A 23689-nucleotide genomic window follows, 5' to 3' on the forward strand; every position below is an offset into this window, starting at 1 on the left:
AACCAGTCACACACCGGGAGGTCATAAGAGATGAAAGTATGGAAAAGCGTAGCAAGTGCGGTACTGGTCAGTGTTCTGCTCGCAGGTTGCGGTTCCAATGCAGGAACGGACAATGGGCAGGAGGAATTGGCATCAGGCAGCACGGTATCACTCAAAGTATTCGTTGCACAACCTCGGCTGAAAGAACATTACGATAAATATATAGAACAGTTCAAAGCCAAGGAGAAAGCAGAGAAAAACATTGAGGTGAACGTGCAACTGGAGATGCCGCCAGCGGACAATGCCCCTCAGATACTGAAGACACGACTCGCCTCCAATGATGCACCGGATGTGTTCGCCCTGCATGCAGTCAATGAAATTCCACCATTCAGCAAAGCTGGTTATCTGGAAGACCTGTCGGGCCAACCTTTTGTCGATAAGCTACTGGATTCGGTTAAACCTTCCATAACGGATGCGGAGGGCAAAGTCGTAGCTGTTCCACTGGAAACAGTATCATGGGGCTATTTGTACAATAAAGATATTTTCAAAGAGCAAGGGCTGGAAGTGCCAACGACGTTAACGGAAATGAAAGCGGTCGTGGAGAAACTCAAAGCAGCCAACATTACACCGTTTGAACTGTCCTACAAAGAAGCATGGATTCCGCAATTATTCCTGCCACTTACCGTGGGTGCATTAACTCAGTCTGAGCATAAAGACTTCGTGGAGAAGATGAATCAGGATCAGGGCTCCTTCTCCGATATGAAAGCATTGTTTGATATCTTCGATCTGGTCAATGCCAATGGAACGGACAAAGCGCTGGAAGTGGGCGGAGATGATGGTTCAGCAGCCTTCGCTTCAGGAAGCGCCGCGATGTGGATTCAGGGACCATGGTTTGCCGAAACCATTCTGAAGTCCAACCCGGACTTGAACTTTGGTGTAGCACCAATGCCGATCAATGATAATCCGGATGATACCAAAATCAATCTGAGCACGTCCACTTCACTGGCGGTATCGTCATCTAGCAAGAACAAGGAGGTTGCACTCGACTTCGTGAACTACATTCTCGATGACAAGGATTCAAGTGCATTCTATGAAGCACTCAAATTCAATCCGGTTGCCAAGATCCATGACTTCAAGAGCTTCCCGTGGGTAGACGATGCCCAGAAATATGTGAGTGAAGGTAAAGCTTATGAGGACCCATCCCTCCCTCAAGCGGTGAAAGACGAGTCAGGCAAAGCGTTGCAAGGCTACTACTCTGGGCAATTAAATCAACAGCAGGTTATCGATGCGCTCGACAAGGCATGGAAATCCTACAACAAAGTCAACAAGTAAGGAGCTGCGAGGCATGTAGTACCCGCTTTTGTTGGCAAAATCTCCACGGTTTTGGGTGGGGTTTTGCCAGCAAATTAGTGGTATTTATTTCGTCGCAATCTCCAAGCAGATGAAACGGCTGGCAGAACGTTCTTCGTTCCCCCGTTTACAATCGATTATCCGCTTCGAGTGAAAAGGGGGAGAACCTATGGCTACGAATGTGTTCAAGAAGTATCTGTCACTGCTCGCGTTCACTGCGCCTGCCTTTGTCATCTATGCGATTTTCCTGCTGTATCCCACGTTTAGTGGCCTGTTCTATAGTCTGACGGATTGGAACGGACTCAATCGGGATTACAGCTTTATCGGTCTGGGCAACTTTGTGGAATTGTTCAAAGAAGATCCCGACTTTCTGAACTCCCTGTGGTTCACGATGAAATATGTAATATTTATGCTGATTCTGCAAAATGGAATTGCTTTGCTGCTCGCCGTGTTCATTGAGTCACGGACGCGCAGCAAAGGGCTTTTCCGGACGCTGTTCTTCATGCCTAACATGATCAGTACAATCATCAGTGCTTTCATGTGGACCTTCATCTTCTCTCAGGTGCTACCACAGCTCGCAGAGAAACTGGCTTTTTCGTTCCTCGACCAGCAATGGTTGGGTGATCCGAAGTTTTCATTTTACTCCATTCTGATGGTATCGCTCTGGAACGGAGTAGGGTATATGATGATCATCTATCTGGCTGCTCTCCAGGGTGTGCCGAAAAGCCTCAAGGAAGCGGCTGTTATTGATGGAGCCAACGCATTCCAGGTACTGCGCAATGTGGTGTTGCCGATGATTACTCATGCCGTGACCATCTGTTTCTTCCTGACATTGAACGGAGCATTCAAAGTGTTTGAAGTGGTGTATGGACTGACTGGTGGTGGACCGGGCCGGGCCACGCAGGTTATCACGATGAACATCTATGAAGAAGCGTTCTCCAATAACTTCAGATACGGCTATGCGAGTGCCAAATCGGTTGTGCTGTTCATCATCGTACTCATCTTTACACTCATCCAGATCACCGTCATGAAGAAGAAAGAGGTGGAAGCATGAGGATGCAACGACTGAACAGTTATCTGATTCGACTGCTGCTGATTCTGGGCTCTCTCGTCGCCATGCTGCCGATCTACATGGCGGTGGTGAACTCTTTCAAAACGCAGGGTGAGATGTTCCAATCTTTTATCGCGCTGCCGACAACGCTTCACTGGGAGAATTATTCGGACGCGTTTAACAAAATCAATCTGTTGGGCAGTTCGATGAACTCGGCCATTGTATCCTTTCTGGGGATCGGGGGAATTGTCTTCTGTGCCTCACTTGCGGGATACAAGTTGTCACGTACCTCAGGCCTTTTGAGCAACCTGATCTTCTTCCTGTTTGTTGCTTCCATGCTGGTACCGTTCCACTCGATCATGATTCCGCTGACACGGGTAGCCAAAGGCATGGGCGTACAGGGAAGCACGTACGGATTGGCCCTGATCTATATCGGGCTTGGTGTGAACATGGCGATCTTCCTCTATCACGGGTTTGTGAAGTCCATTCCGCGTGAATTGGAGGAGTCGGCTCAGATTGACGGATGTAATGAGTTCCAGACGTTCTTCCAGATTATCTTTCCACTCTTGCTTCCGATCACAGTCACCATCGCGATTCTGGACTTCCTGTGGATCTGGAATGACTTCTTGTTGCCACTGCTTATGCTGACCGATGTGAATCGTTATACGCTTATTCTGTCCACAAACATGCTGTTTGGGGAATACAACAAGGAATGGCCGTTAATTCTGTCCTCCCTGGTACTGACTGCGATTCCGGTTATTCTGATCTATGCGTTCTTCCAGAAGTTCATCATGGAGGGAATTGCTGAGGGTGCTGTAAAGGGGTAAAACATTCGAGTGAATCCCGTAACTTCACCGGTAGCTACGCGCTTTTGGTATTCGAACACACTTAGGAAACTTACGCAAATAGCCTTGATCTGAAGGACATGGTCCTTCCAGGTCAAGGCTATTTATTGGTTGTGAAATCAGGAAACAGCATTCTTCTAAGTCAGGAGCCAGAGTCTATAAGTCTGTGGACGGCCTCTGCGAGGCATTTTAACCCATGTTCCATCTCATCGGGGGAAGCATAAGCGTAAGACAGCCGAATGTGACTCGCGTCCAGCCTGTCATACAGATAGCCCGGGTGGATAAGTACATTTTGCTCCAGACAGGTATGGAACAATTGGCGAATAGAGAGAGGGGAGACAGTGAATTGCAGCCAGATGTAAAACCCACCAGCGGGTATTTCCCATTCCGCAATGCCATGAAAGTGATGTCGTAACAGATCCAGCATGAAGTCTCTGCGTCTGCGTAGTTCAGGGCGAAGGCGTTCCATATGTCCTGCATGATGTCCTTCGGCGAACCACAGGGCAGCGGCTTCTTGGGCAAGCGAACTGGTACCATAATCAGTCTGCATCTTGATATCTGCGAGACGGCGAATGACCGGCTCTGGCCCAACTAGCCATCCGAGGCGCAGACCGGGGCTAACTGCCTTTGATAGGGTACCCATATGCAGCACCCGTCCTTCCTGGTCACGCGCCTTCAGCGATGGCGGAGGAGGAGTTTCCAGCCAAAGATCACTATAGGCGGCATCCTCCAGTATGGAGATGCCTAGTGTTCGAACGGTGGTCATCAGTTCTTCCCGGCGGTGATCACTCATCACAGAGCCGGTGGGATTATGAAAGCTCGGGATCGTGTAGAGAAGCGAGATGTGGTCATGATCTTTGACATGCTGCGCCGCGTCCTCCAGACGTGCAATATGCAATCCTTCGTCATCCATCGGGATACCACTCATTTTCAAACCTGCCGACTGAAAGGCGTGAATGGAATAGAGATACAACGGTTTTTCCAGCAGAACTGCTGAGCCGCGAGGGAGCAGTCCGACCGAAATCAAGTGTAGCGCCTGAAGTGAGCCGGATACGATCAGTATGGAATCTGGAGAGGCCTGAATGCCAGTCGTCTGCAAATGGGCGGATAAAGCCTCACGAAGCTCCAGGCTTCCCTGAGGTTCCAGGTAGTTGAGTGTACGAGAACGCTGGGACAGGGAGTACAGAATATCGTTAAAAGCATCCTGAGGCATCAGTTCCGGGGCAAGCTCCCCTGTACCAAGACGTATGATGCCAGGCCGGAATTCAGCCTGATTAATCTGCTGGATCTCGGGCAAGTTGGGATAATACCAGCCTTCTTCAATGGCTTCGTTCCAGTTGGGCAGGGCTCCGTGAGCCATACCATGCCAGCCAGAGCCAGAGATATAGGTTCCCCCGCCATGTCTGCCTTCAATCAGACCAGCGGCGGCCAGGTTATCCAAGGCAGTGACCAATGTACTGCGGTTCACCCCCATGGACTCAGCCCATATTCGCTGTGAGGGGAGGCGATATCCTGCTGACCATTCTCCCGTTGTGATTTTCTGCCGAATATAGGCTTCAATCTGACGGTAGAGGGGCAGGTCGAGAGAGGGGGTGGGTTTCCACCCGATGTTTAGCCGAGAATCAGAACGTTCCATAACTGGCAGAATCACCTCCGTTTTTCTTTGTAACGAACACTATATCATTTGGTTGGGTCTAATGCCATCCAAGTGGTTGGTTACGTCAGTTATCATCTGCCCTAATATGGAGGACAGAGATAAGGGGGAAGAACAATGGAGGTTGTTATTCATGCAGTGGTTCTGGCGTTTGGCCTGATCTTGCCACTGGGTGTGCAGAATGTATTTATTTTTAACCAAGGCATGAGCCAGAGGCGTTATGTACATGCCCTGCCTGCTGTAATAACGGCAGGGGTCAGTGATACGTTGTTGATCGGGGCAGCTGTTGGAGGGGTGTCGCTCATTTTGCTGCAATGGCCAGTACTGGCGAATGTGTTGTATGGCGCAGGAAGTTTGTTTTTGCTGTATATGGCTTGGAGTATCTGGAGGTCGTCCGAATCTGTGGAAGGTTCGCAGACGGTCATGTCAGCTGGTCGACAGATTGCGTTCGCCGCATCAGTATCTTTACTCAATCCCCATGCTCTGCTGGACACGGTTGCCGTGATTGGCACCAGTTCACTTCAGTATGAAGGGGTGGAGCGCATGTATTTTGCCCTGACAGCCGCGGCAGTATCTTGGGTATGGTTCTTGGGACTTGCAGGCGCGGGCAGGGTGATTGGCAGAACGGATCGAACTGGACGCATCAGTCTGGTGTTTAATCGGTTGTCCGCTGTGGTCATGGTTGTGCTGGCGGTTATGATGCTGTGGAAGCTCATCTATTCATAGATGGACCGTGATGTAGCGGGCCCATCTTGTTAAAATAAAAAAACTCATCAATCTATGAAAACACGACGAAAAAGCAGACGAGAACTTTGAGTTCTGGTCTGCTTTTGTATAAGAGCGTCGGTTATGCAGAGGTCGTGACGTTATGGATATACATTTGAGCTATACACACGTCATCGTAATATAACGTGTTATCCGCCAATCTGGGACATGCGCCGTACCGTCGGCGTGTGCGATTGCATTTTTTGTTCCAGAGCCAGGGCCATCTCGTGATTCTTGGGTTTCGTGCCCAGCGCTTTGAGGAAAAGCGCCGCCATGGCATCCGGATCATCCACGAAGCGGCGAACATTATACTCATCTGACCAGTAGAGGCAGGCTTTGATATGTCCGTCAGCGGTCAGCCGAAGTCGGTTGCAATTGTCACAGAAGTGATCGCTCACGGGATGAATCAATCCAAATGTGCCTTCGGAGCCCGCAATTTTCATATTACGTGATGGGCCATTGCCCGCTGGGCCTGCTGTATTTTCAACCGCCCAACCTGCCTCAGCACATACATCTGTCACGGCTTCCAGCGGCAAATAAGATTTGCGCCATGAATCCGAAGCGTGTCCAATCGGCATATATTCAATAAAACGCACATGAAGAGGTTGATCCATCGTCATTGCAATAAAATCCTTGATCTCATCATCGTTGATACCCTTCATCAGCACAACATTTAGCTTGATCGGAGCAAGCCCAGCAGCTGTTGCAGCTTCAATGCCTTTCAGTACCTTGTTCACATCTCCGCCGCGGGTAATCATGGAGAAGCGATCAGCGCGCAGGGAATCCAGACTGATGTTAATCCGGTTCAATCCAGCGTCTTTCAATGCCTGAGCTTGTTTGTCCAGTAGAAGAGCGTTGGTCGTCAGTGCAATATCGTCAATACCGTCAATCGCCGAGATCATGCTGACGAGCTTGTGCAGATCCTTACGCACCAGCGGTTCGCCCCCGGTGAGCCGAACTTTACGCATGCCCATCGGAGCAAGCACCTTCAGCACCTGTGCGATCTCTTCGTAGCTCATAATCTCATCATGTGGAGCAAACTCCATGCCCTCTGCAGGCATGCAGTACACACAGCGTAAATTACAGCGGTCCGTAACAGAAATACGGATGTAGTCATGTATCCGGCCAAATGAATCCTGAAGCAGTTCCATGCAGACCACCCTTTCATCGGTTCAGATTGGAAATCTTCTATTATAAATGATACGACAATTTCAAAAGGAACAGTTGCATCAAATTTTAGCTATTTCTCCAATCCGCGTCAACGATGACGTCAGATGATAGCATTTTTGGCGGGGTGGTTCAGATGGAATTGTCCCACGAGTTGTTGCAGAAAGACCGTAATGGCTTCCACGTTATGCGAAGAATGCTGAACCTGCAACATATCACGGATCAGCTCCAACATCTCTGCTTCTACCTCAGCAGAAGTCGCCCGATTTTGATGGCTGATCGCAGCAATATTCTCCATCAGCATGACCACTTGATCCACGACTTGTGTGCGCTCAGGTTCTTCAGCGGTAGCATTTTGCAGAAGTTGCGAAGCGGCCTGAACCAGTGTCGTTCCTTCAGCCAGTACCTGATCACCCTCTGTGATTAATTGGGACGCAGCTCCTGCTGCAGTTGAGATTCGGTCCAGAATCTGATGAATATTTTCTGTAGAAGAGCGGGATAACTCGGCCAGCTTGCGAATCTCCCCTGCCACAACCGAGAAACCTTGGCCATGTTCGCCCACACGTGCAGCTTCAATGGTAGCATTCAGAGCCAGCAGATTGGTCTGAGCTGAAATTTCATCAATGACAGCCAGTGCACGGTAAATCTCTTTCATGGTATCCATGAAGGACAGGATGGTACGGTTGGTATCGGATACCGCTCCTGAGATTTGGGTCATTTTGTCGCCGATTCGTTCCACTTCTTGCTGAGCCACGCTGATCTGTTCGGTTGCAGAGGTCTCCAGTTGTTGCAATGTTATGCGCATGTGATCGGCAGCAATCTTGGCCTGATCGAGATCTTCCAGTTGGGTGCGAATGGCCTGAATCATCGAACCAAGCTTGTAGTTCACACGCTCAGTCGTGCCTTGGGTTGTCTCTGTTGAAGTTCGCATCTGATACTGATTATCCATAACGTCTACCGTAGCAAGTTGTACCTTCAGCATAATGCCTTCCAGAGAATCAATCATGTTGTTGATCCACTTCGCCAGTTCACCTGATTCATCTTGGGCAAAAGCAGACGTGTCCAGACGCTGGGTCAGATCACCCCTGCCTTCCGCGTTAATTCGAATAAATCGGCTGATGCGACGCAAGTCTTCATGAACCCGCCGATATTGGCTACGATGCAGCTGTAATGCAGTGAAGAATCCAAATAACACATTAAAAGCTGCTATTGCTGCGGCGCTCCAACCACTTCCAGTGAAGGCATAGACAAGAGCTGCTCCTGCAACGCCTGACAAAAGCGTGAAGAGACTGTGCTGCTTGAACTGGCGCCAGCCGATGCTTCGTATCCGATACACTTCCTCCAGATCCCCTTCACACATCATGCCCCAGCGATCAGGACAGTGTGGCAGCTGGAAGGTGATGCCTTTGCCGATCACAGAAATATGGCGGTAATCCGAGTAGCCGGGGAAGGCTACGAACAGATTGGAACCATTCTGAATGGTGTTTGCTACTCCAGGGTGTAGTTCTCCGGTCGATGGATCAGTGAACATGAGTTCCAGTTCGGTATGCTCCTTGACGGAAACGATACCCCATTCGGTGGTGACACCATCTTTGAGGTTTTCCCCATGCGTAAAGGTACGGTCTTCAAAGCGGCTTCGGGATAAGGCGGTGCCAGGTTGCAGATGAGGCCGTAATATCGACTCAGCCATAAAGAGGTAATTGTCACCAGAATCGGGATAGATATGACCTGATTCTCGTTGGATCAGGTCACCGAGTACATCCCCGGGTACACGGCTGCATAATGAACCGACATATCGACCTTCCTGCAGGATTGGGGAGATAAACAGCAAGGTGACATCATCGTGAAAAGCGGACGAGCGTGGACCAATATCCAACGTCAGTGGATCAGAATATGGACCATACAAGCATTTTTTGCCATGACGATCTGCTCTGGAGTATTTCAATCCTGGTCCAATTAAAGCTTCGTAATCTTCATAGATCTGTCCAATATGTTTCTTATATGTAGAGAATACCACCTGATTCTGTTCGTTCAACATGAATAGCTCCGTACTGTCTATGGCTCGAATATAACTGGATTGAAACCATGTATCTAGTTTGCTTCGTTGCTGTGAACCTTGTAATACATCCTGTAATTGGACCGACTGTATCTGTTGGAGCAAACGGTCCAGGTGATTCCATTGTTCATCTGCCCAGTCCATCATAAGCTGTCGTCTCGTTTCGGCAATCCCCTCAAAAATCTGTTCCACATCTTCCTTCATATGTGCGTTCAACCGATACGATCGCCAGAGCGGCAATCCTTTTCTCCATCCCAGCCAATCAAACATCATGACCACCCCGATTTCTGGATTTGAAAGCTTCGTTCTACTGATCTTTGGATAGACCTATATATATGTGGTTTTCAAAGTGATATGTGACAAAGGAATCCAACCTGTCTATTCAATCTTTATACAAGAAAACGAACAAGAATACGAGGGGATATGTCATATTTTCCGAATATTTAATCAATAAATACAAATGATCGTGCGCTTGTTGTTAGGTGAAATGAATGTTAGCTATCTACGAGGAAAACTCACATGTATGTATCTGAGAATCCGTCTCATTTTACATTGTGTAACATGAACAGGCCCATACTCAAAACACACTGTATAATGTAATCCCCGCCCAAAGCGATATAGTATTATCTAACAAGCAAAACCTGTTACGTTTGTGTATATAAACCTCCCATTCAGCCTTGGTGTGCAATGAAAACAACTTCCCACAAAGGAGAATGCCCATGTCCTCCATATCCTCAGCCACAGTCCCCGAAGCCTGCCATATTGATGTAGATCATGTGTCCGTTGTTTTTGGTACGGGTACACAACAAGTGACTGCCTTGTCGGATGTTACATTCCAGATCCATTCCAATGAGTTTGTCTCTCTGCTGGGCCCTTCCGGCTGTGGCAAGTCGACCTTGCTCCGGCTGGTAGGTGATCTGCTTCAGCCCACCTCAGGCACCGTACGCATTGCAGGTCAGGAACCTGAGCGTGCTCGTCTACAGCGACAGTTCGGCATCGTTTTCCAGACACCAGCCCTGTTCGATTGGCGCACCGTTCGTCACAATGTGGAATTGCCCTTGGAGCTGCTCGGTACCCGCCGGAAGGAGTGCCGCCGCATTAGCGGTGAACTGCTTGAAATGGTAGGGTTAACCCGCTTCGCAGACCATTATCCATGGCAGCTCAGTGGCGGGATGCAGCAACGTGTATCCATTGCACGTGCACTTGCACTTGATCCACCATTGCTGCTCATGGATGAACCCTTTTCGGCCTTGGACGAATTCACCAAAGAAAAACTTCAATTGGAGTTGCTTGAGATCAAGCGCTCAACAGGCAAGACCTTCCTCTTTGTCACACACAGCATCCCCGAAGCCGTATTTCTGTCCGACCGGATCATCGTGCTCTCGGCACATCCGGGGCAAGTACATTCCATTCATTCCGTCAATCTGCCTTCTGAACGTCATAGTGAACTGAGAGAAACGGAAGCCTTCTACCACATGATCATGACCATTCGCAACTGCTTCTACGAGGAGCGTGATGAATCTCATGTCTCCGCGGTTCTTTAAACCGGGATATCGATCCTGGGTCGTCATCTGGGTTATGGCCATATTGGTGCTGTGGGAAGGAATCGCCTGGATACTCCAACTGTTCTTGTCACCCCAGCAGGCGGCTTCTCGCCTTCCTTATCTGCACGAAGTCCTTGCAGCCTTGTTTCGGTATTCGGGTACGCTCGCAGAGCAGGGGGCTGTCACGTTTGGCAATGCAGCCATTGGTTTTGCAGGGGGAACGTTGCTGGGTCTGGGTTTGGCACTGCTCATGAGCGCGGCTGTCTGGCTGGAGCGCACGTTATCGCCATATGTTGTCTCCTCACAGATGGTTCCGGTTATTGGTCTCGCACCAATCGTGTACGGCATCATCCACAACGCGGAGTGGGCCCGAATTGTTATGGCGGCGTATGTCACTTTCTTCCCGATCATCATCCATACGTTAAAAGGATTGAAAAGTGCAGCACCAGAGCACCTGGAACTGATGCGTTCCTGTGGAGCTTCACTGACTGCACGATATATCAAATGCCTGCTGCCCTCAGCACTGCCGGGACTATTTTCTGGTATGAAAATAGCTGCTCCGCTCGCGGTGACCTCCTCCATCGTTGTGGAATTGATGGGAGCTCCCGACGGACTCGGCGTCCTGATGGTCAGTTCGTTATATTACGGCCATGCCCAAGTTGGCATGTTCTGGGCCACCATCATGCTTAGCATTGGCATTGGCCTGATCTCGTATCTGGCCATCAGTCTGGCTGAACGTTGGCTAACCCCCTGGCAGCCTGAATTCAGGACCAAAGGAGGTGATGCCACATGAGTGAAGGTAGAGTTTTGCAACGGAAGCGTGATGAAGGTGTGGCGATTGCTGCTGTAACTGGCGCGGCTACGAACCTCACGGGTTCACAGATGACGACTGTTCCAGGTTCGGAAATTCATGGACAACAGGGACAAGCCAGAAAGACCAGATTAGGCTCTGGCGTTCGCGGGCGCTCAATTGTACTGAACATGCTTCCTTGGGGTGCGGGTGTGTTATTTCTCGCCCTCTGGCAGCTCAGGTTGTTTCATTGGATATTCTCGCTGGAAAGCTACCAACTGCCTGTGCCTTCGGCGATTGCGGCATCCATTCAGGAAAATGCCAATATGCTCTTTCGATATGCGATGTACAGCGGAACCGAAATGCTGGGAGGCTTTTTGCTCGGTTCATTGTTGGGTGCTCTGGCAGCGGCAGGTGCATCGTTCTTTCCAACAAGCGGCAGGGCGGCGGTTACGGTTCTGTCTGCACTTAATGCTGTTCCGATCGTGGCTCTTGCCCCAATTATGAACAATTGGTTTGGTGATGGGATCTGGTCCCGTATTGCTGTTGTCACGGTGATTACGATGGCCGCCATGGCCGTCAGCCTGTTCAAAGGACTGACTTCCATTCAACCGCAGTACAGTGATCTGCTGAGTGGCCTTGCTGCGAGCAGGATGCAGTTTTTTTGGAAGCTGAGACTGCCTCACGCCATGCCTTCCCTCTTCGCCGGTCTGAAGATCAACATGTCGACCAGTATTATCGGAGCCATTGTGGGTGAGTTTTTCATTGCCTCACAAGGGCTCGGATACTTGCTCTCGGATCAGATTCGATTGGCGAACATGCCCTTGGCCTGGTCCTGCATTGTCATCGCAGCCGCGCTCGGTATTGTGCTGTATGAAGCAGTTGTCCTGGCAGAAAAACGACTCATTCCGTGGAACCGTGCACGCACAGATCAATAACGTTTAACAGGGCATTGATGATAGATCGTAATACCTGATAGAAAAATCGTATATAAACAGGGGGTTGTTCTGTACATGTACAAAACGTTGAAGCCGGGTTTGCTGGTATTGGTCCTGTTGGTTGTTACGATGCTGGGCGCGTGTTCTACGAAGTCCGAGCCGGCGGCTGAACCTGTTGCTGCGAGTTCAGGAGGGACGGGAGAAGCAGATCAACCCTTAACCAAAGTGAAAATTCAGCTGAAATGGGTGCCGCAGGCGCAGTTTGCCGGGATCTATGCAGCGAAGGAAAAAGGTTTTTTCACAGATGAAGGCATTGATGCCGAGATTATTCCGGGTGGGCCGGATATCGTGATTGAGCAGCAGGTGGTCAATGGCGCTGCCGATGTAGGGATCACCGGAGTGGACAGTCTGCTGGTCAGCCGGGATAACGGTCTGCCGCTCGTCTCACTCGCCCAGATCTCACAGAAGAGTAGCTATCGTTTGATTGCCAAGAAGTCCTTGGGCATTACCGATCCTGCTCAGATGAAAGGCAAGAAGGTAAGTACCTGGTTTGGCAGTCAGCAGTTTCAGGTGCTCGCGTTCATGGAGAAGAATGGACTCGACCCGAAGAAAGACATTGAACTGGTGAAGCAAGGGTTCACAATGGATCAGTTTTTCAATGATCAGGTGGATGTGGCTACGGCGACGATCTATAACGAATATCACGTGGTAATGGAAAGTGGAATGAAAGAATCCGATCTGGATGTGTTCAACATTGAAGATGCCGGTGTTGGCATGCTGGAGGATACGCTGATTGCCAAGAAAGATTGGGTAGACAACAACCGTGAGCTTGCGATCAAAGTAACCCGTGCCATTCTGAAAGGCTGGAATTATGCCATCGACAATCAAAATGAGACAGTGGATATCGTGATGAGTAATGTGACGGATGGCAGCACCACCCGCGACCATCAGGTCACGATGCTGGAAGAGATTGCAAAGCTGATTCGCCCGGAAGGATTTACGGAACAGCAAGTCGGTAGCTTTGTGGATGAGTCATTTACCCGAACTGCGGATATTGCACTGAACTATGGCCTGATCAAAAAAGCCGCCAACCTGGATGAAGCGCTGGAGAAAAGCATCTATGAAGAAGCGGTGAAATAAGCGTGTGGAGGAGGATGACGAATGAGTTCTGTGGATCAGCAGCCTCAGCCGCTTGGCGGTACGAAGGAAGAATGGCTGGAGAAAGATCGCAAATACGTGTGGCATCACATCTCGCCTCATAACGATCATCCGATGATTGCGGTAAGCGGGGAGGGCAGTTGGATTACCGATCAGGATGGTACGCGTTATCTGGATGCGATGTCGGGACTATGGTGTGTGAATGTAGGGCATGGCCGTGAGGAGATTGCAAGAAGTGCCTACGAACAGATGAAAGCACTCGCTTATGTACCGATGACGCAGAGTCACGAACCGGCGATTTTGCTGGCGGAGAAGCTGAATGAATGGCTGGAAGGGGAGTATCGAATATTCTTCTCCAACTCAGGTTCAGATGCAAATGAGGTGGCTTTCAAAATAGCCCGTCAATACCACCATCAGAATGGTGAGCCTACTCGGCACAAATTCATCTCCCGTCACCGTGCGTATCACGGCAACTCCATGGGCGCACTGGGCGCCACCGGGCAAGCCGCCCGCAAGATCAAATACGAGCCGCTCGGCGTAGGTTTCTCTCATGTTCCACCACCATATTGTTACCGATGTCCGTTTGGACGAAACAAGGATGGATGCGGACTCGAATGTGCAACCATCTATGAAGAGGTGATTCGTTGGGAAGGTCCAGAGACGGTTGCGGCAGTAATTATGGAGCCGGTAATCACAGGGGGCGGCATGATTGTACCCCCACCGGATTATATGCGCACTGTGCAAGAGATCTGTCAGCGTTATGGCGTGCTGCTCATTGTAGATGAGGTAATCTGCGGTTTTGGCCGCTCCGGGCAGAAGTTTGGTCATCAGAACTATGGTGTACAACCAGATATTGTGACGATGGCAAAAGGCATGACCAGTGCCTATTCGCCGCTATCGGCAACGGCGGTGCGAGCCGATCTGTATGAGACGTTCCGGGAACCCGGACCGCATGCCCATTTTCGCCATGTGAATACCTTTGGCGGGAATCCGGTATCCTGCCGGGTGGCACTGGCGAATCTGGAGATTCTGGAACGAGAGAATCTGGTCAGCCGGGCGGAAGAACTGGGATACCTGCTTCGTGAGAAGCTGGAGCCACTGCTGGAGCTATCCATTGTGGGGGATATCCGTTCATTCGGATTCGCCTGTGGCATTGAATTGATTGAAGCAGACGGTTCACCTGCGGAGGCGGACAAAGTAATGAAGGTACTCGCCAGTTGTAAAAGGGATGGCATTCTGATTGGCAAGAACGGCGATACCGTGCCGGGGTTTGCAAACATTTTGACGATCTCTCCGCCGTTTGTTACCACCGAGGAAGAGCTGGATCTGATCGCTGGAAGTTTGCTCGTTGCGCTGCGTAGTCTGGACGCAGGTTAGTTGCCATAGATGGATAACACAAGGAGGCGAGGTAGGATGCAGACCACAACAGGCAAAGTCATTAATCAGCTTCGGCTGAATGAGCGAATTGAGCAGTTGTCACAGATTGGCCGAATCGCGGAGACGGGTGTCTGCCGACTTGCCCTGACCCCGGAGGATATGGACGGCATCATACAGGTTCGTCTCTGGATGGAAAATGCCGGTTTGACGACGCGACTTGATCCCTTCGGCAATCTGATTGGTCGTCTGGAAGGTGCGGATCAGACGCTGCCGATCCTTATGATTGGTTCCCATATCGACTCTCAGCCTTACGGCGGTCGATATGATGGTGCGATTGGTGTGCTCGGCGCACTCGAAGCCGTGCAATGCCTGATCGAAAATGGCATTCAGCCCCGTATGCCGATTGAGGTGATTGCTTTTTGCGATGAAGAGGGTTCCCGTTTTAACAAAGGCCTGTTCGGCTCACGTGGTATAACTGGTCAGTTGGAAGAAGGCGAACTGGAGCGGCAGGATAAAAACGGAGTGACCCGCCGGGAGGCGTTGGAAGCCTTCGGCTGTTCTCCTTCGGATTTTGAAGAAGCGATCTACCCACCAGGTTCCATAGGCAGTTATCTGGAGCTGCACATTGAGCAGGGGCCGGTGCTGGAAGCGTTGAATGCACCAGTAGGTCTGGTGACGGGCATCTCGGGCCCGCTGTGGCTTACGGTGACGATGAAAGGAATGGCGGGTCATGCTGGTTCTGTTCCGATGGGGATGCGGCATGATGCTTTGGCAGGCAGCGCCAGAGTCATTGCGGCTTTTGACGATATGGTGAGAGAAGACCCGGAAGCTCCAACCGTAGGTACCGTGGGTAGTCTGAGAGTGTTTCCGGATTCGCGTAATATCATCCCGGAGGAAGTCAGCTTCACGGTTGATTTACGAGACATGGAGATGGAACGCAGGAACCGGCTGGAAGCCCGATTGATGAACATTTTGGATGACGTGAGTTCCCGATATGGTCTAACGTATTCGCTGACCGAGGATACGAACAGTGAGCCAAGGTATTGTGCAGAGTCAATCCAATCGGTGATTCGTTCATCTGCGGAAGAGGTCGGGGTTACTTTGCCAGAACTGATGAGTGGTCCGTTCCATGATGCGTTGGCCCTTTCGCGTGTGTGTGATTATGGCATGATCTTTGTCCGCAGCAAGGACGGCATCAGTCATCATCCCAGCGAATATTCCTCTCCGGAGGATATTGGACTCGGCACGGAAGTGCTGTATCGAACCATTCGAAGGATGTGCGGTGGAGTGAACCAACCAACCATTTTACCTGAGGAGGCGTTGTGACGATATGAGCAAAATCAGCATCGGATTAATCCAGGCTTCTCATGAGATTGAAGGTTCGGCTCCCGTTGAGGTGCACAAAGAAGCTGCTGTTCAGAAGCACATTGCGCTGGTCCGTGAAGCTGCTGCACGAGGGGCCAAGATCATCGGATTGCAGGAAGTATTCTATGGACCGTACTTTTGCACAGAGCAGAATCCAAAATGGTATGCATCCGCTGAACCGGTGCCGGAAGGGCCAACGACCAGACGTTTTCAGGAACTGGCGAAGGAGCTTGCGGTGGTGATTATTTTACCTGTGTACGAGGTGGAGGGCATTGCTTCGTATTACAATACGGCAGCTGTCATTGATGCAGATGGTTCATATCTGGGCAAATATCGCAAACATCATATCCCGCATGTGGAAGCAGGTGAGGGTACAAATGGGTTCTGGGAAAAGTATTATTTCAAACCAGGCAACCTCGGGTTTCCGGTTTTTGATACGGCCTACGCCAGAGTTGGCGTGTACATCTGTTATGATCGTCATTTTCCGGAAGGCGCACGACTGCTAGGGCTGGCGGGGGCAGAGATTGTGTTCAATCCGTCCGCTACGGTTGCGGGTACATCGGAATATCTGTGGAAACTGGAACAGCCTGCTCACGCGGTAGCTAACGGCTATTATGTTGCAGCCATCAACCGGGTTGGCGTGGAAGCGCCATGGAATATGGGTGAATTTTATGGACAGTCGTACTTGGTTGACCCGCGAGGCAGAATGGTAGCGATCGGCAGTCGGGATCAGGATGAGGTCGTTATTGGCGAGATGGATACGGAGATGATTCGTGAGGTGCGTAATGTATGGCAGTTCTACCGGGATCGCAGACCGGAAACGTACGAACATCTCGTTAGTCTGTAAAAGCAGCCGGAAGCTGCGCGGATCAAACTTCAGGAGGTGCATGACCTTGATGAACAGCTCAGGAACAACGTTATCCGATTATGGGTGGGAGAGTCGTTTTGCCGAGATGAAACCCGCCATGACAGGTAAGGAAGCGATGGAGGAGTCAAACCGCTGTCTGTACTGTTACGATGCACCTTGTATCAAGGCCTGTCCGACCGACATTAATATCCCTTCTTTTATTAGCAAAATATCAACAGGGCACCTGAAAGGATCGGCCCGCACCATCATGGATGCGAATCCGGTTGGAGCTAGCTGCGCACGTGTCTGTCCCACAGAGGAACTGTGTGAAGGCGCATGTGTCCTGAACGAATCGTCGAAGCCGATTCGGATTGGTGACTTGCAGCGTTATGCCACCGACTGGGCGCGGGCGAAGAATGAGCCGTTATTCCAGGCAGCACCTGCCAATGGGAGGAATGTTGCTGTTGTAGGAGCCGGGCCTGCGGGATTATCGGCGGCGCGTGAACTGGGGCGTGCAGGGTATGAGGTGACAATCTATGAAGCCAAACCCAAAGGCGGCGGGCTGAACACGTACGGCATCGTATCCTTCCGTTTGCCCGAATCGGTTGCGCTATGGGAAGTGGAGCAGGTGGAGGCACTTGGTGTACAGATTCGTTATGGGGTGCGTATCGGTGTGGATATCCCTGCTTCGCAGTTGCTGGAGCAGCATGAAGCGGTCATTCTGGCCTGTGGCATGGGTTCAGTACCTATGCTGGACATTGAAGGGGAGACACTGGAAGGTGTCTATGATGCGATTGAACTGGTGGAGTCTACCAAGCAGGGTGTTCCACCCGCGCTGAATGGTCTGAAGGTTGCCGTTATTGGCGCGGGCAATACGGCGGTAGATGCAGCGACCTGTTCGGTACGTCTTGGTGCCGAGCGAGTGCAGATGTTATATCGGCGCGGGGAAAGCCAGATGACGGCGTATGCGTTTGAATATACGTTTGCCAAGCAGGAGGGTGTGGAGTTCCGATGGTTTACGATGCCGCAGCGTATTATTGGAGACGAGAACGGTCGGGTTCAAGCTGTGGAATGTGTGAAAATGGAGCTAATTACCCCGCCTGGCGGTGGGCGTGCTTTGCCTGTGCCTGTGGAAGGATCGGAGTTCATGATCGAATGTGATACGGTCATCCGGGCGATTGGGCAGCATCGTTTATTACCATTAATCGAAGCATTTGGACTGCGTCACCACTGGGGCGTCGTTGAGATCGAACCGCATACGTACCATACCTCGCATCCTCAGATTTATGCGGCAGGAGATGTCATTTTTGGTCAGGGCCAGGGTGAGGCGATGGTTGTCTCGGCTGCACAGCAGGGTAAGCTGGCCGCCGCCGCAGTTATGAAGGTGTTACCTGGACAGGTGGAAGAGACGGCGTGAGCAGTAATTGCTGCAAGGGAAAGTAAAGAGCACGGAAAGTGTGCAATGAAAGGGTACAAGGAAAGAATGCGGATGGGAGGGCGCAAGGACTGTAAGAGTGATGATGTAGATCTGAGCAAGATTTCTGTTGTGCATCGAATTCTCGTGTCCCTGACCCGCTAACGAACCCGACACATCTTATCGTGGCAATTATGGAGGATTGAAAAATCTAACGAATCTCACACGTCTTATGTTGACGAACGCCTGTTGAAATGAAGCCGAAATGAGCTACTACAGTAATATAAGCTTTCTACGATTCGTTAGATTTTGAATTTACCTCATATGAGTCGAATAAGAGGTGTGCGGTTCGTTAGAATTTAGGTGCGTACTATCCAGAAACACCATTACTACGCAGAAATCCTGAGCACGACCCAATATCCAGTACAACGATAAAAATTGAACTAAACATTTACACGAAACGGAGAGGACAGAAAGAACCTGAAGAAACAGAGTGTTCGCCTTTATCCCCGGATTTTCCCTTTATAAAAGGAATTAAAAAAATCTGGGGATAACAGCGATCGGAAGGTTGTTCTGTCATCGGAGTGTCCAGTGTAACTAAAAAGTTCAAACAACACCAAGGAGGGATCGTTATGGCTGACTTATCCATTAATCTGGCAGGTATTCGATCACCCAATCCATTCTGGTTGGCTTCTGCACCACCGACCAATACGGGGTATCAGGTTCAGCGTGCGTTCGAAGCGGGCTGGGGCGGCGCGGTGTGGAAGACACTGGGTGAGCCCATTATCAATACATCCTCGCGTTTTGCGGCGGTTCATTTCGGTGGACAGCGGGTGGCGGGGTTTAACAATATTGAATTGATATCCGATCGCCCGCTGGAAGTGAATCTGCGGGAGATTGCCGAGACCAAGAAGCGCTTCCCGGATCGTGCGGTTGTCGCTTCACTGATGGTGGAACCCACACGGGAGAAGTGGCATGAGATTGTCAAAAAGGTGGAAGCCGTTGGCGTTGACGGTCTGGAGCTGAATTTTGGCTGCCCGCATGGCATGGCTGAGCGTGGCATGGGAGCTGCCTCCGGTCAGCAGCCTGACTTGGTTGAACTACAGACGATGTGGGTGAAGGAAGTGGCGACCACACCCGTTATCGTAAAGCTCACGCCGAATATCACGGATATTACGGCGACCGCCCGGGCAGCTGTACGAGGCGGCGCGGATGCGATCTCTCTGATCAATACCATTAACTCCCTGGCAGGTGTGGATCTGGATTCGTGGAATACCGTGCCCCATGTGGGCGGCAAAGGAGCACATGGCGGATACTGTGGCCCAGCCGTGAAGCCAATTGCACTGAACATGGTTGCCGAGTGCGCACGTAATCCGGAGGTGGGCGTGCCGATCTCGGGTATTGGTGGCATCTCGGACTGGCGGGATACTGCAGAGTTTCTGCTCATGGGCGCTACAGGGGTTCAGGTATGTACCGCAGCGATGCATCATGGATTCCGTATTGTGGAGGACATGATTGATGGGCTGAACGATTATCTGGATGAAAAGGGTCTGAGCAGTGTCGCAGAGTTGGTCGGTCAGACGGTTCCACGTTACTCGGATTGGGGCAATCTTGATCTGAACTACAAAGTGGTCGCCCGCATCAACCGCGATATCTGCATCAATTGCAACAAATGCCATATTGCTTGTGAGGACACCTCGCATCAGTGTATTGATATGTTGACTGACCCGTCCGGCTCCTATCTGGAAGTGGTGGAGGAGGATTGTGTCGGCTGCAATCTGTGTTCGATCGTTTGCCCGGTGGATGGGGCGATTGAGATGGTTGAGCTTGTACCTGAGCAGGAACCTGTAACCTGGAATGAACGTCAGTCTGCGATTGCCATGCTGCAATCCGTTAGAGATCAATCAACCAAGGAGGCGATATCATGAATACCCGCAAATTGATTCGTAATGGTGTGTTGGTCACAGCGTCAGATACTTTTGAAGCAGATATTTTGATCGAAAAGGGTGAAATCACACAGATTGGCATCGGACTGGTGCCTGACGAACGAACGGAGGTTGTGGATGCAGCGGGCTGTTACGTCATTCCGGGCGGGATCGACCCGCATACGCATCTGGATATGCCCTTCGGTGGAACGGTAACGGCGGATGATTTTGCGACGGGAACAACAGCGGCAGCTTTTGGCGGTACAACGACGATTATTGATTTCTGCCTGACACAAAAAGGCCGTCCATTAATCGAATCCCTCCAAGAGTGGCACGCCAAAGCCGAGGGTAAAGCCGCCATCGACTACGGTTTCCATCTCATGATCGGGGAGATGAACGATCAGGTGCTGGAAGAGTTACCGCAGATCATTGAAGAAGAGGGGGTGTCATCCTTCAAGGTGTTCATGGCATATAAAAACCAGTTTCAGGCCGATGACGGGATTCTATTCCAGACGCTGCAAAAGGCAAAAGAGTACGGCGCACTCGTCATGGTTCATGCCGAGAACGGAGATGTTATTGACCTGCTGGTTCGACAGGCGCTCGCCGATGGGCGCACGGAGCCAATTCATCATGCGCTGACTCGCCCATCCATGCTGGAGGGAGAAGCGACAGGTCGGGCTGCACGTCTGGCTGCACTAGCGGATTCACAGCTGTATGTGGTGCATGTGACCTGTGCGGAGGCTGTGGAGCAGATCGCGCGTATACGTGAAATGGGCTATCGAATCTGGGGGGAGACCTGTCCTCAGTATTTGACGTTGGATCAGTCGATCATGGATCAGCCGGACTTCGAGGGTGCAAAGTACGTCTGGTCACCACCGCTGCGGGAAGCGGCTCATCAGGAAGTACTGTGGAACGCATTGAAAAGTGGTCAGCTACAGACGATTGGCTCTGATCATTGTTCGTTTAATTTCAAAGGGCAGAAGGACCTGGGCAAGGATGATTTTAGCAAAATTCCGAACGGCGGGCCTGTCATCGAAGATCGCCTCAGTATTCTGTATTCGGAAGGTGTAGTCAAGGGGCGGATTACGCTCAATCAGTGGGTCGATCTATGTTCAACAAGAGCGAGCAAATTGTTTGGATTATTTCCGCAGAAAGGGACTCTGGCTGTAGGGACAGATGCGGATATCGTTATTTTTGACCCATCTGTAAATAGGGTGATCTCGGCAGATACGCATCATATGAATGTGGATTACAGTGCATTTGAAGGTATGCAGGTACAGGGTTGTCCGGTGACGGTGTTGTGCCGCGGGGAGTATGTCATTCGAGATCGGCAGTATGCCGGAACAGCAGGGGCAGGCCAATATGTGAAGCGCAACAAGTATGATGCAAGCGCACCTATACCGATGAAACAGCCTGTGACGGCAGTGAATGGAGGGGGAAGTTGATGTCGGATCATGATGTGTTTGAGGCCGAGAGGATCGCCATAGAGCGAATGGTTGCACAGGGTTATCGGATCTATGCGGTACGGGAACATCTGGAGGGTGCTCACGTCATATGGGGGCACCCGGATCTTCCCGAAGAGAAACAAGAGCAATACGTGGGCACGGCGTCTGGACGGAAGTGGTTCAGTCACATTTTGATTCGCCAGCTTCAGGAGCAGCGGGGAGCTTAGACGATGCTGGAGTTCTTCATGCGATTGGCCCATGAACGTACTCATAGGCGTAGATGGCAAGTTCGATCGCGACCCTTTTCTCGGGGAGGATGTAGTCTTCTCCCAAAAGTGCTTCGATTTTGTCCAAACGGTGATACAGCGTCTGTCTGACGATATATAGAGCGGTGGCCGTCTCTTGCTTAGAGCAGCACAGGACCAAATATTGTTTGAGCGTGCGCAGCAACTGACCTCCTTTCTCTACATCGTAACGGATGAGCGGCCCCAGATATTCTTCAATGAAATCATCCAGATTGCCGCTTTGCTTCATACTGGCGATGATGCGGTAACAATGAAGATTACTGTAAAAGGGCTGCTGCATCTCGCCGATGTCCTTCTGAATTCGCAGTGTCTCCTTTGCGGATTCCAGACTATCTTTGAGACGGGAGAGGTCTGTGCAGTTATGACCAATACCGATCAGGCCTGAGAAGAGGCAGTGGGTTTGTTCCTGCTCGTGCTGCTGCAGCTGTTCGATGCAGCGCCAGAGACTGCTTTTGCGCTGAGATCCAGGTAGTGGGTCGAGAATGATAAGAATGATCTGGTGATTCAGAACGGTGCTGTAGAGGGTGAAATTCTCCCGAGCGAACACGGAACGGGCAACGATGTTGCGTTGGATCAATAATTTCTGAAGTTTGAGGCTGTCTGTGTATGCGGGGTTGCTGTCAAATAAGATAATCGTGGCTTTGCTTGTTGCGAGAAGGGGATTAACGGTGGATACATATTCATGGATTTCCTTCGTGGAGTGATGTCCGTTAAGCCAGTCAATGACCCACATATCTTCTTTGTAGCGGCGTTTCTCTTCCATGTATTTGGTTCGCATCCAGTCCTGGGCAATCGCGGCCGCGCATCGTTCCAGTGCCTGAATGACGAATTCATCCGATGGTTTGATCGGTATGCTTGAATCTTGATCCGTCAGCTTTTGATGCATCAGCACAAGGTCGGCAAAGGTGTAGTCTAACGCCTGAACAGGCATGCTGAGTGCATGCAATGTGTTATCTGACAGCCGCATTATATTCGGAATATCTTCTCCCATCGAATGTCCCCGCTGCAAAAACCAATCCTGCCGACGAGTCTCCAGCTGCTCTGGAGAGCAATAGGGAACGCTACTCGCTTCCCCTTCGAGAGGATATAATGCCACGGCACATCCGGTTGTTCGTGACAATAATCGAAGCAGAGGTTGTACGCCATCTCCATTCAGAAGAAGTTGGTTAAAGGAGGTGGTAAGACTATCGAGTTCCGCAATCATCCGCTGATGACTACGAATCAGAGTGAAATGCAGGTCTTGCGTAATATCAATATAACGGACTTGTTCGTGGAACCAGATCAGCGGGAAATCCGCGGCAACTGCTATTTCCTTCATGGCACCGAGCTGCGACTTGGTATGATCCCCCAGTTCCATACAGAGTCCGGCAGCCCCACGTGCAATTAACTGACGCAAAAAAGACAGGCCTTGCTGCTCACCTTCCTGCCAGCCAATGCCTGTCGTCAGCACCAATTCCCCGCCATTGAGTAAGTCCCCTACCTCAGGGACTTCCATGATATGAACCCAGCGAACATACCGCTCCAGCGCACGATCACTTGCCAGAACTTCCGCCTTGCGAAACACGGGACGTTTTAACATGTCTCTGACTTGAATATGAAGCGTTGTCTCCCCCACACAACCACCGTCCTTCCCCAATAACATGTGATCTATCTGGAGTCTGGAATCCGTCAACTTACATAATTAATCCATATTATAATTCTATTTACAGCCGAT

19 protein-coding genes are annotated in these 23689 nt (G+C 50.7%); 15 read left to right on the forward strand and 4 right to left on the reverse strand.

Going from position 1 to position 23689, the window contains the following annotated elements:
- Positions 1 to 30: 30 nt before the first annotated feature.
- From QF049_RS25835 to QF049_RS25845, 3 genes are all read left to right on the forward strand, one after another.
- Complete coding sequence (locus tag QF049_RS25835) at positions 31 to 1311, forward strand: ABC transporter substrate-binding protein (protein WP_307541662.1); 1281 nt, start codon at positions 31 to 33, stop codon at positions 1309 to 1311.
- Between the two features lie 187 nt (positions 1312 to 1498).
- Positions 1499 to 2383 (forward strand): carbohydrate ABC transporter permease, encoded by an 885-nt coding sequence (locus tag QF049_RS25840; protein ID WP_091012865.1) that lies wholly within the window; start codon positions 1499 to 1501, stop codon positions 2381 to 2383.
- On the forward strand, positions 2380 to 3207 hold the full coding sequence (locus QF049_RS25845) for a carbohydrate ABC transporter permease (protein ID WP_307541665.1): 828 nt from the start codon (positions 2380 to 2382) through the stop codon (positions 3205 to 3207). The genes QF049_RS25840 and QF049_RS25845 overlap by 4 nt, the downstream gene beginning before the upstream one ends.
- A gap of 160 nt (positions 3208 to 3367) precedes the next feature.
- Here the strand turns inward: QF049_RS25845 and QF049_RS25850 are convergent, their stop codons facing one another.
- Complete coding sequence (locus QF049_RS25850; RefSeq protein ID WP_307541667.1) at positions 3368 to 4861, reverse strand: aminotransferase-like domain-containing protein; 1494 nt, start codon at positions 4859 to 4861, stop codon at positions 3368 to 3370.
- A 135-nt stretch (positions 4862 to 4996) separates the two neighbouring features.
- Here QF049_RS25850 and QF049_RS25855 point away from each other — a divergent pair, with 135 nt between their 5' ends.
- Positions 4997 to 5605, forward strand: a complete 609-nt coding sequence (locus tag QF049_RS25855; RefSeq protein ID WP_307541669.1) for a LysE/ArgO family amino acid transporter — start codon at positions 4997 to 4999, stop codon at positions 5603 to 5605.
- Between the two features lie 188 nt (positions 5606 to 5793).
- On the opposite strand, the gene moaA is transcribed toward QF049_RS25855, so the two are convergent.
- The gene (gene moaA, locus QF049_RS25860; RefSeq protein ID WP_307541671.1) at positions 5794 to 6795 is read right to left on the reverse strand and encodes a GTP 3',8-cyclase MoaA; all 1002 of its coding nucleotides are present in this window, start codon (positions 6793 to 6795) and stop codon (positions 5794 to 5796) included.
- Between the two features lie 119 nt (positions 6796 to 6914).
- The gene (locus tag QF049_RS25865; RefSeq protein ID WP_307541673.1) at positions 6915 to 9140 is read right to left on the reverse strand and encodes a methyl-accepting chemotaxis protein; all 2226 of its coding nucleotides are present in this window, start codon (positions 9138 to 9140) and stop codon (positions 6915 to 6917) included.
- A gap of 446 nt (positions 9141 to 9586) precedes the next feature.
- Between QF049_RS25865 and QF049_RS25870 the strand changes: the two genes are divergently transcribed.
- The 11 genes from QF049_RS25870 to QF049_RS25920 all read left to right on the forward strand — a co-directional run bounded on the left by QF049_RS25870 (position 9587) and on the right by QF049_RS25920 (position 21897).
- The gene (locus tag QF049_RS25870; RefSeq protein ID WP_307541675.1) at positions 9587 to 10411 is read left to right on the forward strand and encodes an ABC transporter ATP-binding protein; all 825 of its coding nucleotides are present in this window, start codon (positions 9587 to 9589) and stop codon (positions 10409 to 10411) included.
- On the forward strand, positions 10392 to 11204 hold the full coding sequence (locus QF049_RS25875) for an ABC transporter permease (protein WP_307541677.1): 813 nt from the start codon (positions 10392 to 10394) through the stop codon (positions 11202 to 11204). The genes QF049_RS25870 and QF049_RS25875 overlap by 20 nt, the downstream gene beginning before the upstream one ends.
- A complete protein-coding gene (locus tag QF049_RS25880) occupies positions 11201 to 12139 on the forward strand; it encodes an ABC transporter permease (protein ID WP_307541679.1) in 939 nt (312 codons plus the stop codon). The genes QF049_RS25875 and QF049_RS25880 overlap by 4 nt, the downstream gene beginning before the upstream one ends.
- A gap of 75 nt (positions 12140 to 12214) precedes the next feature.
- Positions 12215 to 13279, forward strand: a complete 1065-nt coding sequence (locus QF049_RS25885) for an ABC transporter substrate-binding protein (protein WP_307541681.1) — start codon at positions 12215 to 12217, stop codon at positions 13277 to 13279.
- Between the two features lie 21 nt (positions 13280 to 13300).
- Positions 13301 to 14674 carry an aspartate aminotransferase family protein gene (locus QF049_RS25890; RefSeq protein WP_307541683.1) on the forward strand — a complete coding sequence of 458 codons (1374 nt, stop codon included), beginning with the start codon at positions 13301 to 13303 and terminating at the stop codon, positions 14672 to 14674.
- A 36-nt stretch (positions 14675 to 14710) separates the two neighbouring features.
- A complete protein-coding gene (locus QF049_RS25895; RefSeq protein ID WP_307541685.1) occupies positions 14711 to 16000 on the forward strand; it encodes a M20 family metallo-hydrolase in 1290 nt (429 codons plus the stop codon).
- Between the two features lie 4 nt (positions 16001 to 16004).
- On the forward strand, positions 16005 to 16886 hold the full coding sequence (locus QF049_RS25900) for a nitrilase-related carbon-nitrogen hydrolase (RefSeq protein WP_307541687.1): 882 nt from the start codon (positions 16005 to 16007) through the stop codon (positions 16884 to 16886).
- 49 nt (positions 16887 to 16935) lie between these two features.
- A complete protein-coding gene (locus QF049_RS25905) occupies positions 16936 to 18303 on the forward strand; it encodes an NAD(P)-dependent oxidoreductase (protein ID WP_307543424.1) in 1368 nt (455 codons plus the stop codon).
- 629 nt (positions 18304 to 18932) lie between these two features.
- Complete coding sequence (gene preA / locus QF049_RS25910) at positions 18933 to 20228, forward strand: NAD-dependent dihydropyrimidine dehydrogenase subunit PreA (protein WP_192134950.1); 1296 nt, start codon at positions 18933 to 18935, stop codon at positions 20226 to 20228.
- Positions 20225 to 21670 (forward strand): dihydropyrimidinase, encoded by a 1446-nt coding sequence (gene hydA, locus QF049_RS25915; protein WP_307541689.1) that lies wholly within the window; start codon positions 20225 to 20227, stop codon positions 21668 to 21670. The genes preA and hydA overlap by 4 nt, the downstream gene beginning before the upstream one ends.
- A complete protein-coding gene (locus QF049_RS25920; RefSeq protein ID WP_062836929.1) occupies positions 21670 to 21897 on the forward strand; it encodes a hypothetical protein in 228 nt (75 codons plus the stop codon). The genes hydA and QF049_RS25920 overlap by 1 nt, the downstream gene beginning before the upstream one ends.
- 16 nt (positions 21898 to 21913) lie before the next feature.
- On the opposite strand, the gene QF049_RS25925 is transcribed toward QF049_RS25920, so the two are convergent.
- Complete coding sequence (locus tag QF049_RS25925; RefSeq protein ID WP_307541691.1) at positions 21914 to 23554, reverse strand: PucR family transcriptional regulator; 1641 nt, start codon at positions 23552 to 23554, stop codon at positions 21914 to 21916.
- Between the last annotated feature and the right edge of the window lie 135 nt (positions 23555 to 23689).

Source organism: Paenibacillus sp. W4I10 (assembly GCF_030816325.1).
Lineage (GTDB): Bacteria > Bacillota > Bacilli > Paenibacillales > Paenibacillaceae > Paenibacillus > Paenibacillus amylolyticus_B.

Excerpts from the sequence above, each read along its gene's own strand:
- QF049_RS25880 (WP_307541679.1), top strand. The coding sequence starts at position 11,201 with ATGAGTGAAGGTAGAGTTTTGCAACGGAAGCGTGATGAAGGTGTGGCG.
- QF049_RS25920 (WP_062836929.1), top strand. The coding sequence starts at position 21,670 with ATGTCGGATCATGATGTGTTTGAGGCCGAGAGGATCGCCATAGAGCGA.
- QF049_RS25835 (WP_307541662.1), top strand. The coding sequence starts at position 31 with ATGAAAGTATGGAAAAGCGTAGCAAGTGCGGTACTGGTCAGTGTTCTG.
- QF049_RS25900 (WP_307541687.1), top strand. The coding sequence starts at position 16,005 with ATGAGCAAAATCAGCATCGGATTAATCCAGGCTTCTCATGAGATTGAA.
- preA (WP_192134950.1), top strand. The coding sequence starts at position 18,933 with ATGGCTGACTTATCCATTAATCTGGCAGGTATTCGATCACCCAATCCA.
- QF049_RS25845 (WP_307541665.1), top strand. The coding sequence starts at position 2,380 with ATGAGGATGCAACGACTGAACAGTTATCTGATTCGACTGCTGCTGATT.
- hydA (WP_307541689.1), top strand. The coding sequence starts at position 20,225 with ATGAATACCCGCAAATTGATTCGTAATGGTGTGTTGGTCACAGCGTCA.
- QF049_RS25905 (WP_307543424.1), top strand. The coding sequence starts at position 16,936 with ATGAACAGCTCAGGAACAACGTTATCCGATTATGGGTGGGAGAGTCGT.
- QF049_RS25890 (WP_307541683.1), top strand. The coding sequence starts at position 13,301 with ATGAGTTCTGTGGATCAGCAGCCTCAGCCGCTTGGCGGTACGAAGGAA.
- QF049_RS25850 (WP_307541667.1), bottom strand. The coding sequence starts at position 4,861 with ATGGAACGTTCTGATTCTCGGCTAAACATCGGGTGGAAACCCACCCCC.
- QF049_RS25885 (WP_307541681.1), top strand. The coding sequence starts at position 12,215 with ATGTACAAAACGTTGAAGCCGGGTTTGCTGGTATTGGTCCTGTTGGTT.
- QF049_RS25855 (WP_307541669.1), top strand. The coding sequence starts at position 4,997 with ATGGAGGTTGTTATTCATGCAGTGGTTCTGGCGTTTGGCCTGATCTTG.
- QF049_RS25865 (WP_307541673.1), bottom strand. The coding sequence starts at position 9,140 with ATGATGTTTGATTGGCTGGGATGGAGAAAAGGATTGCCGCTCTGGCGA.
- moaA (WP_307541671.1), bottom strand. The coding sequence starts at position 6,795 with ATGGAACTGCTTCAGGATTCATTTGGCCGGATACATGACTACATCCGT.
- QF049_RS25840 (WP_091012865.1), top strand. The coding sequence starts at position 1,499 with ATGGCTACGAATGTGTTCAAGAAGTATCTGTCACTGCTCGCGTTCACT.
- QF049_RS25895 (WP_307541685.1), top strand. The coding sequence starts at position 14,711 with ATGCAGACCACAACAGGCAAAGTCATTAATCAGCTTCGGCTGAATGAG.
- QF049_RS25925 (WP_307541691.1), bottom strand. The coding sequence starts at position 23,554 with ATGTTAAAACGTCCCGTGTTTCGCAAGGCGGAAGTTCTGGCAAGTGAT.
- QF049_RS25870 (WP_307541675.1), top strand. The coding sequence starts at position 9,587 with ATGTCCTCCATATCCTCAGCCACAGTCCCCGAAGCCTGCCATATTGAT.
- QF049_RS25875 (WP_307541677.1), top strand. The coding sequence starts at position 10,392 with ATGTCTCCGCGGTTCTTTAAACCGGGATATCGATCCTGGGTCGTCATC.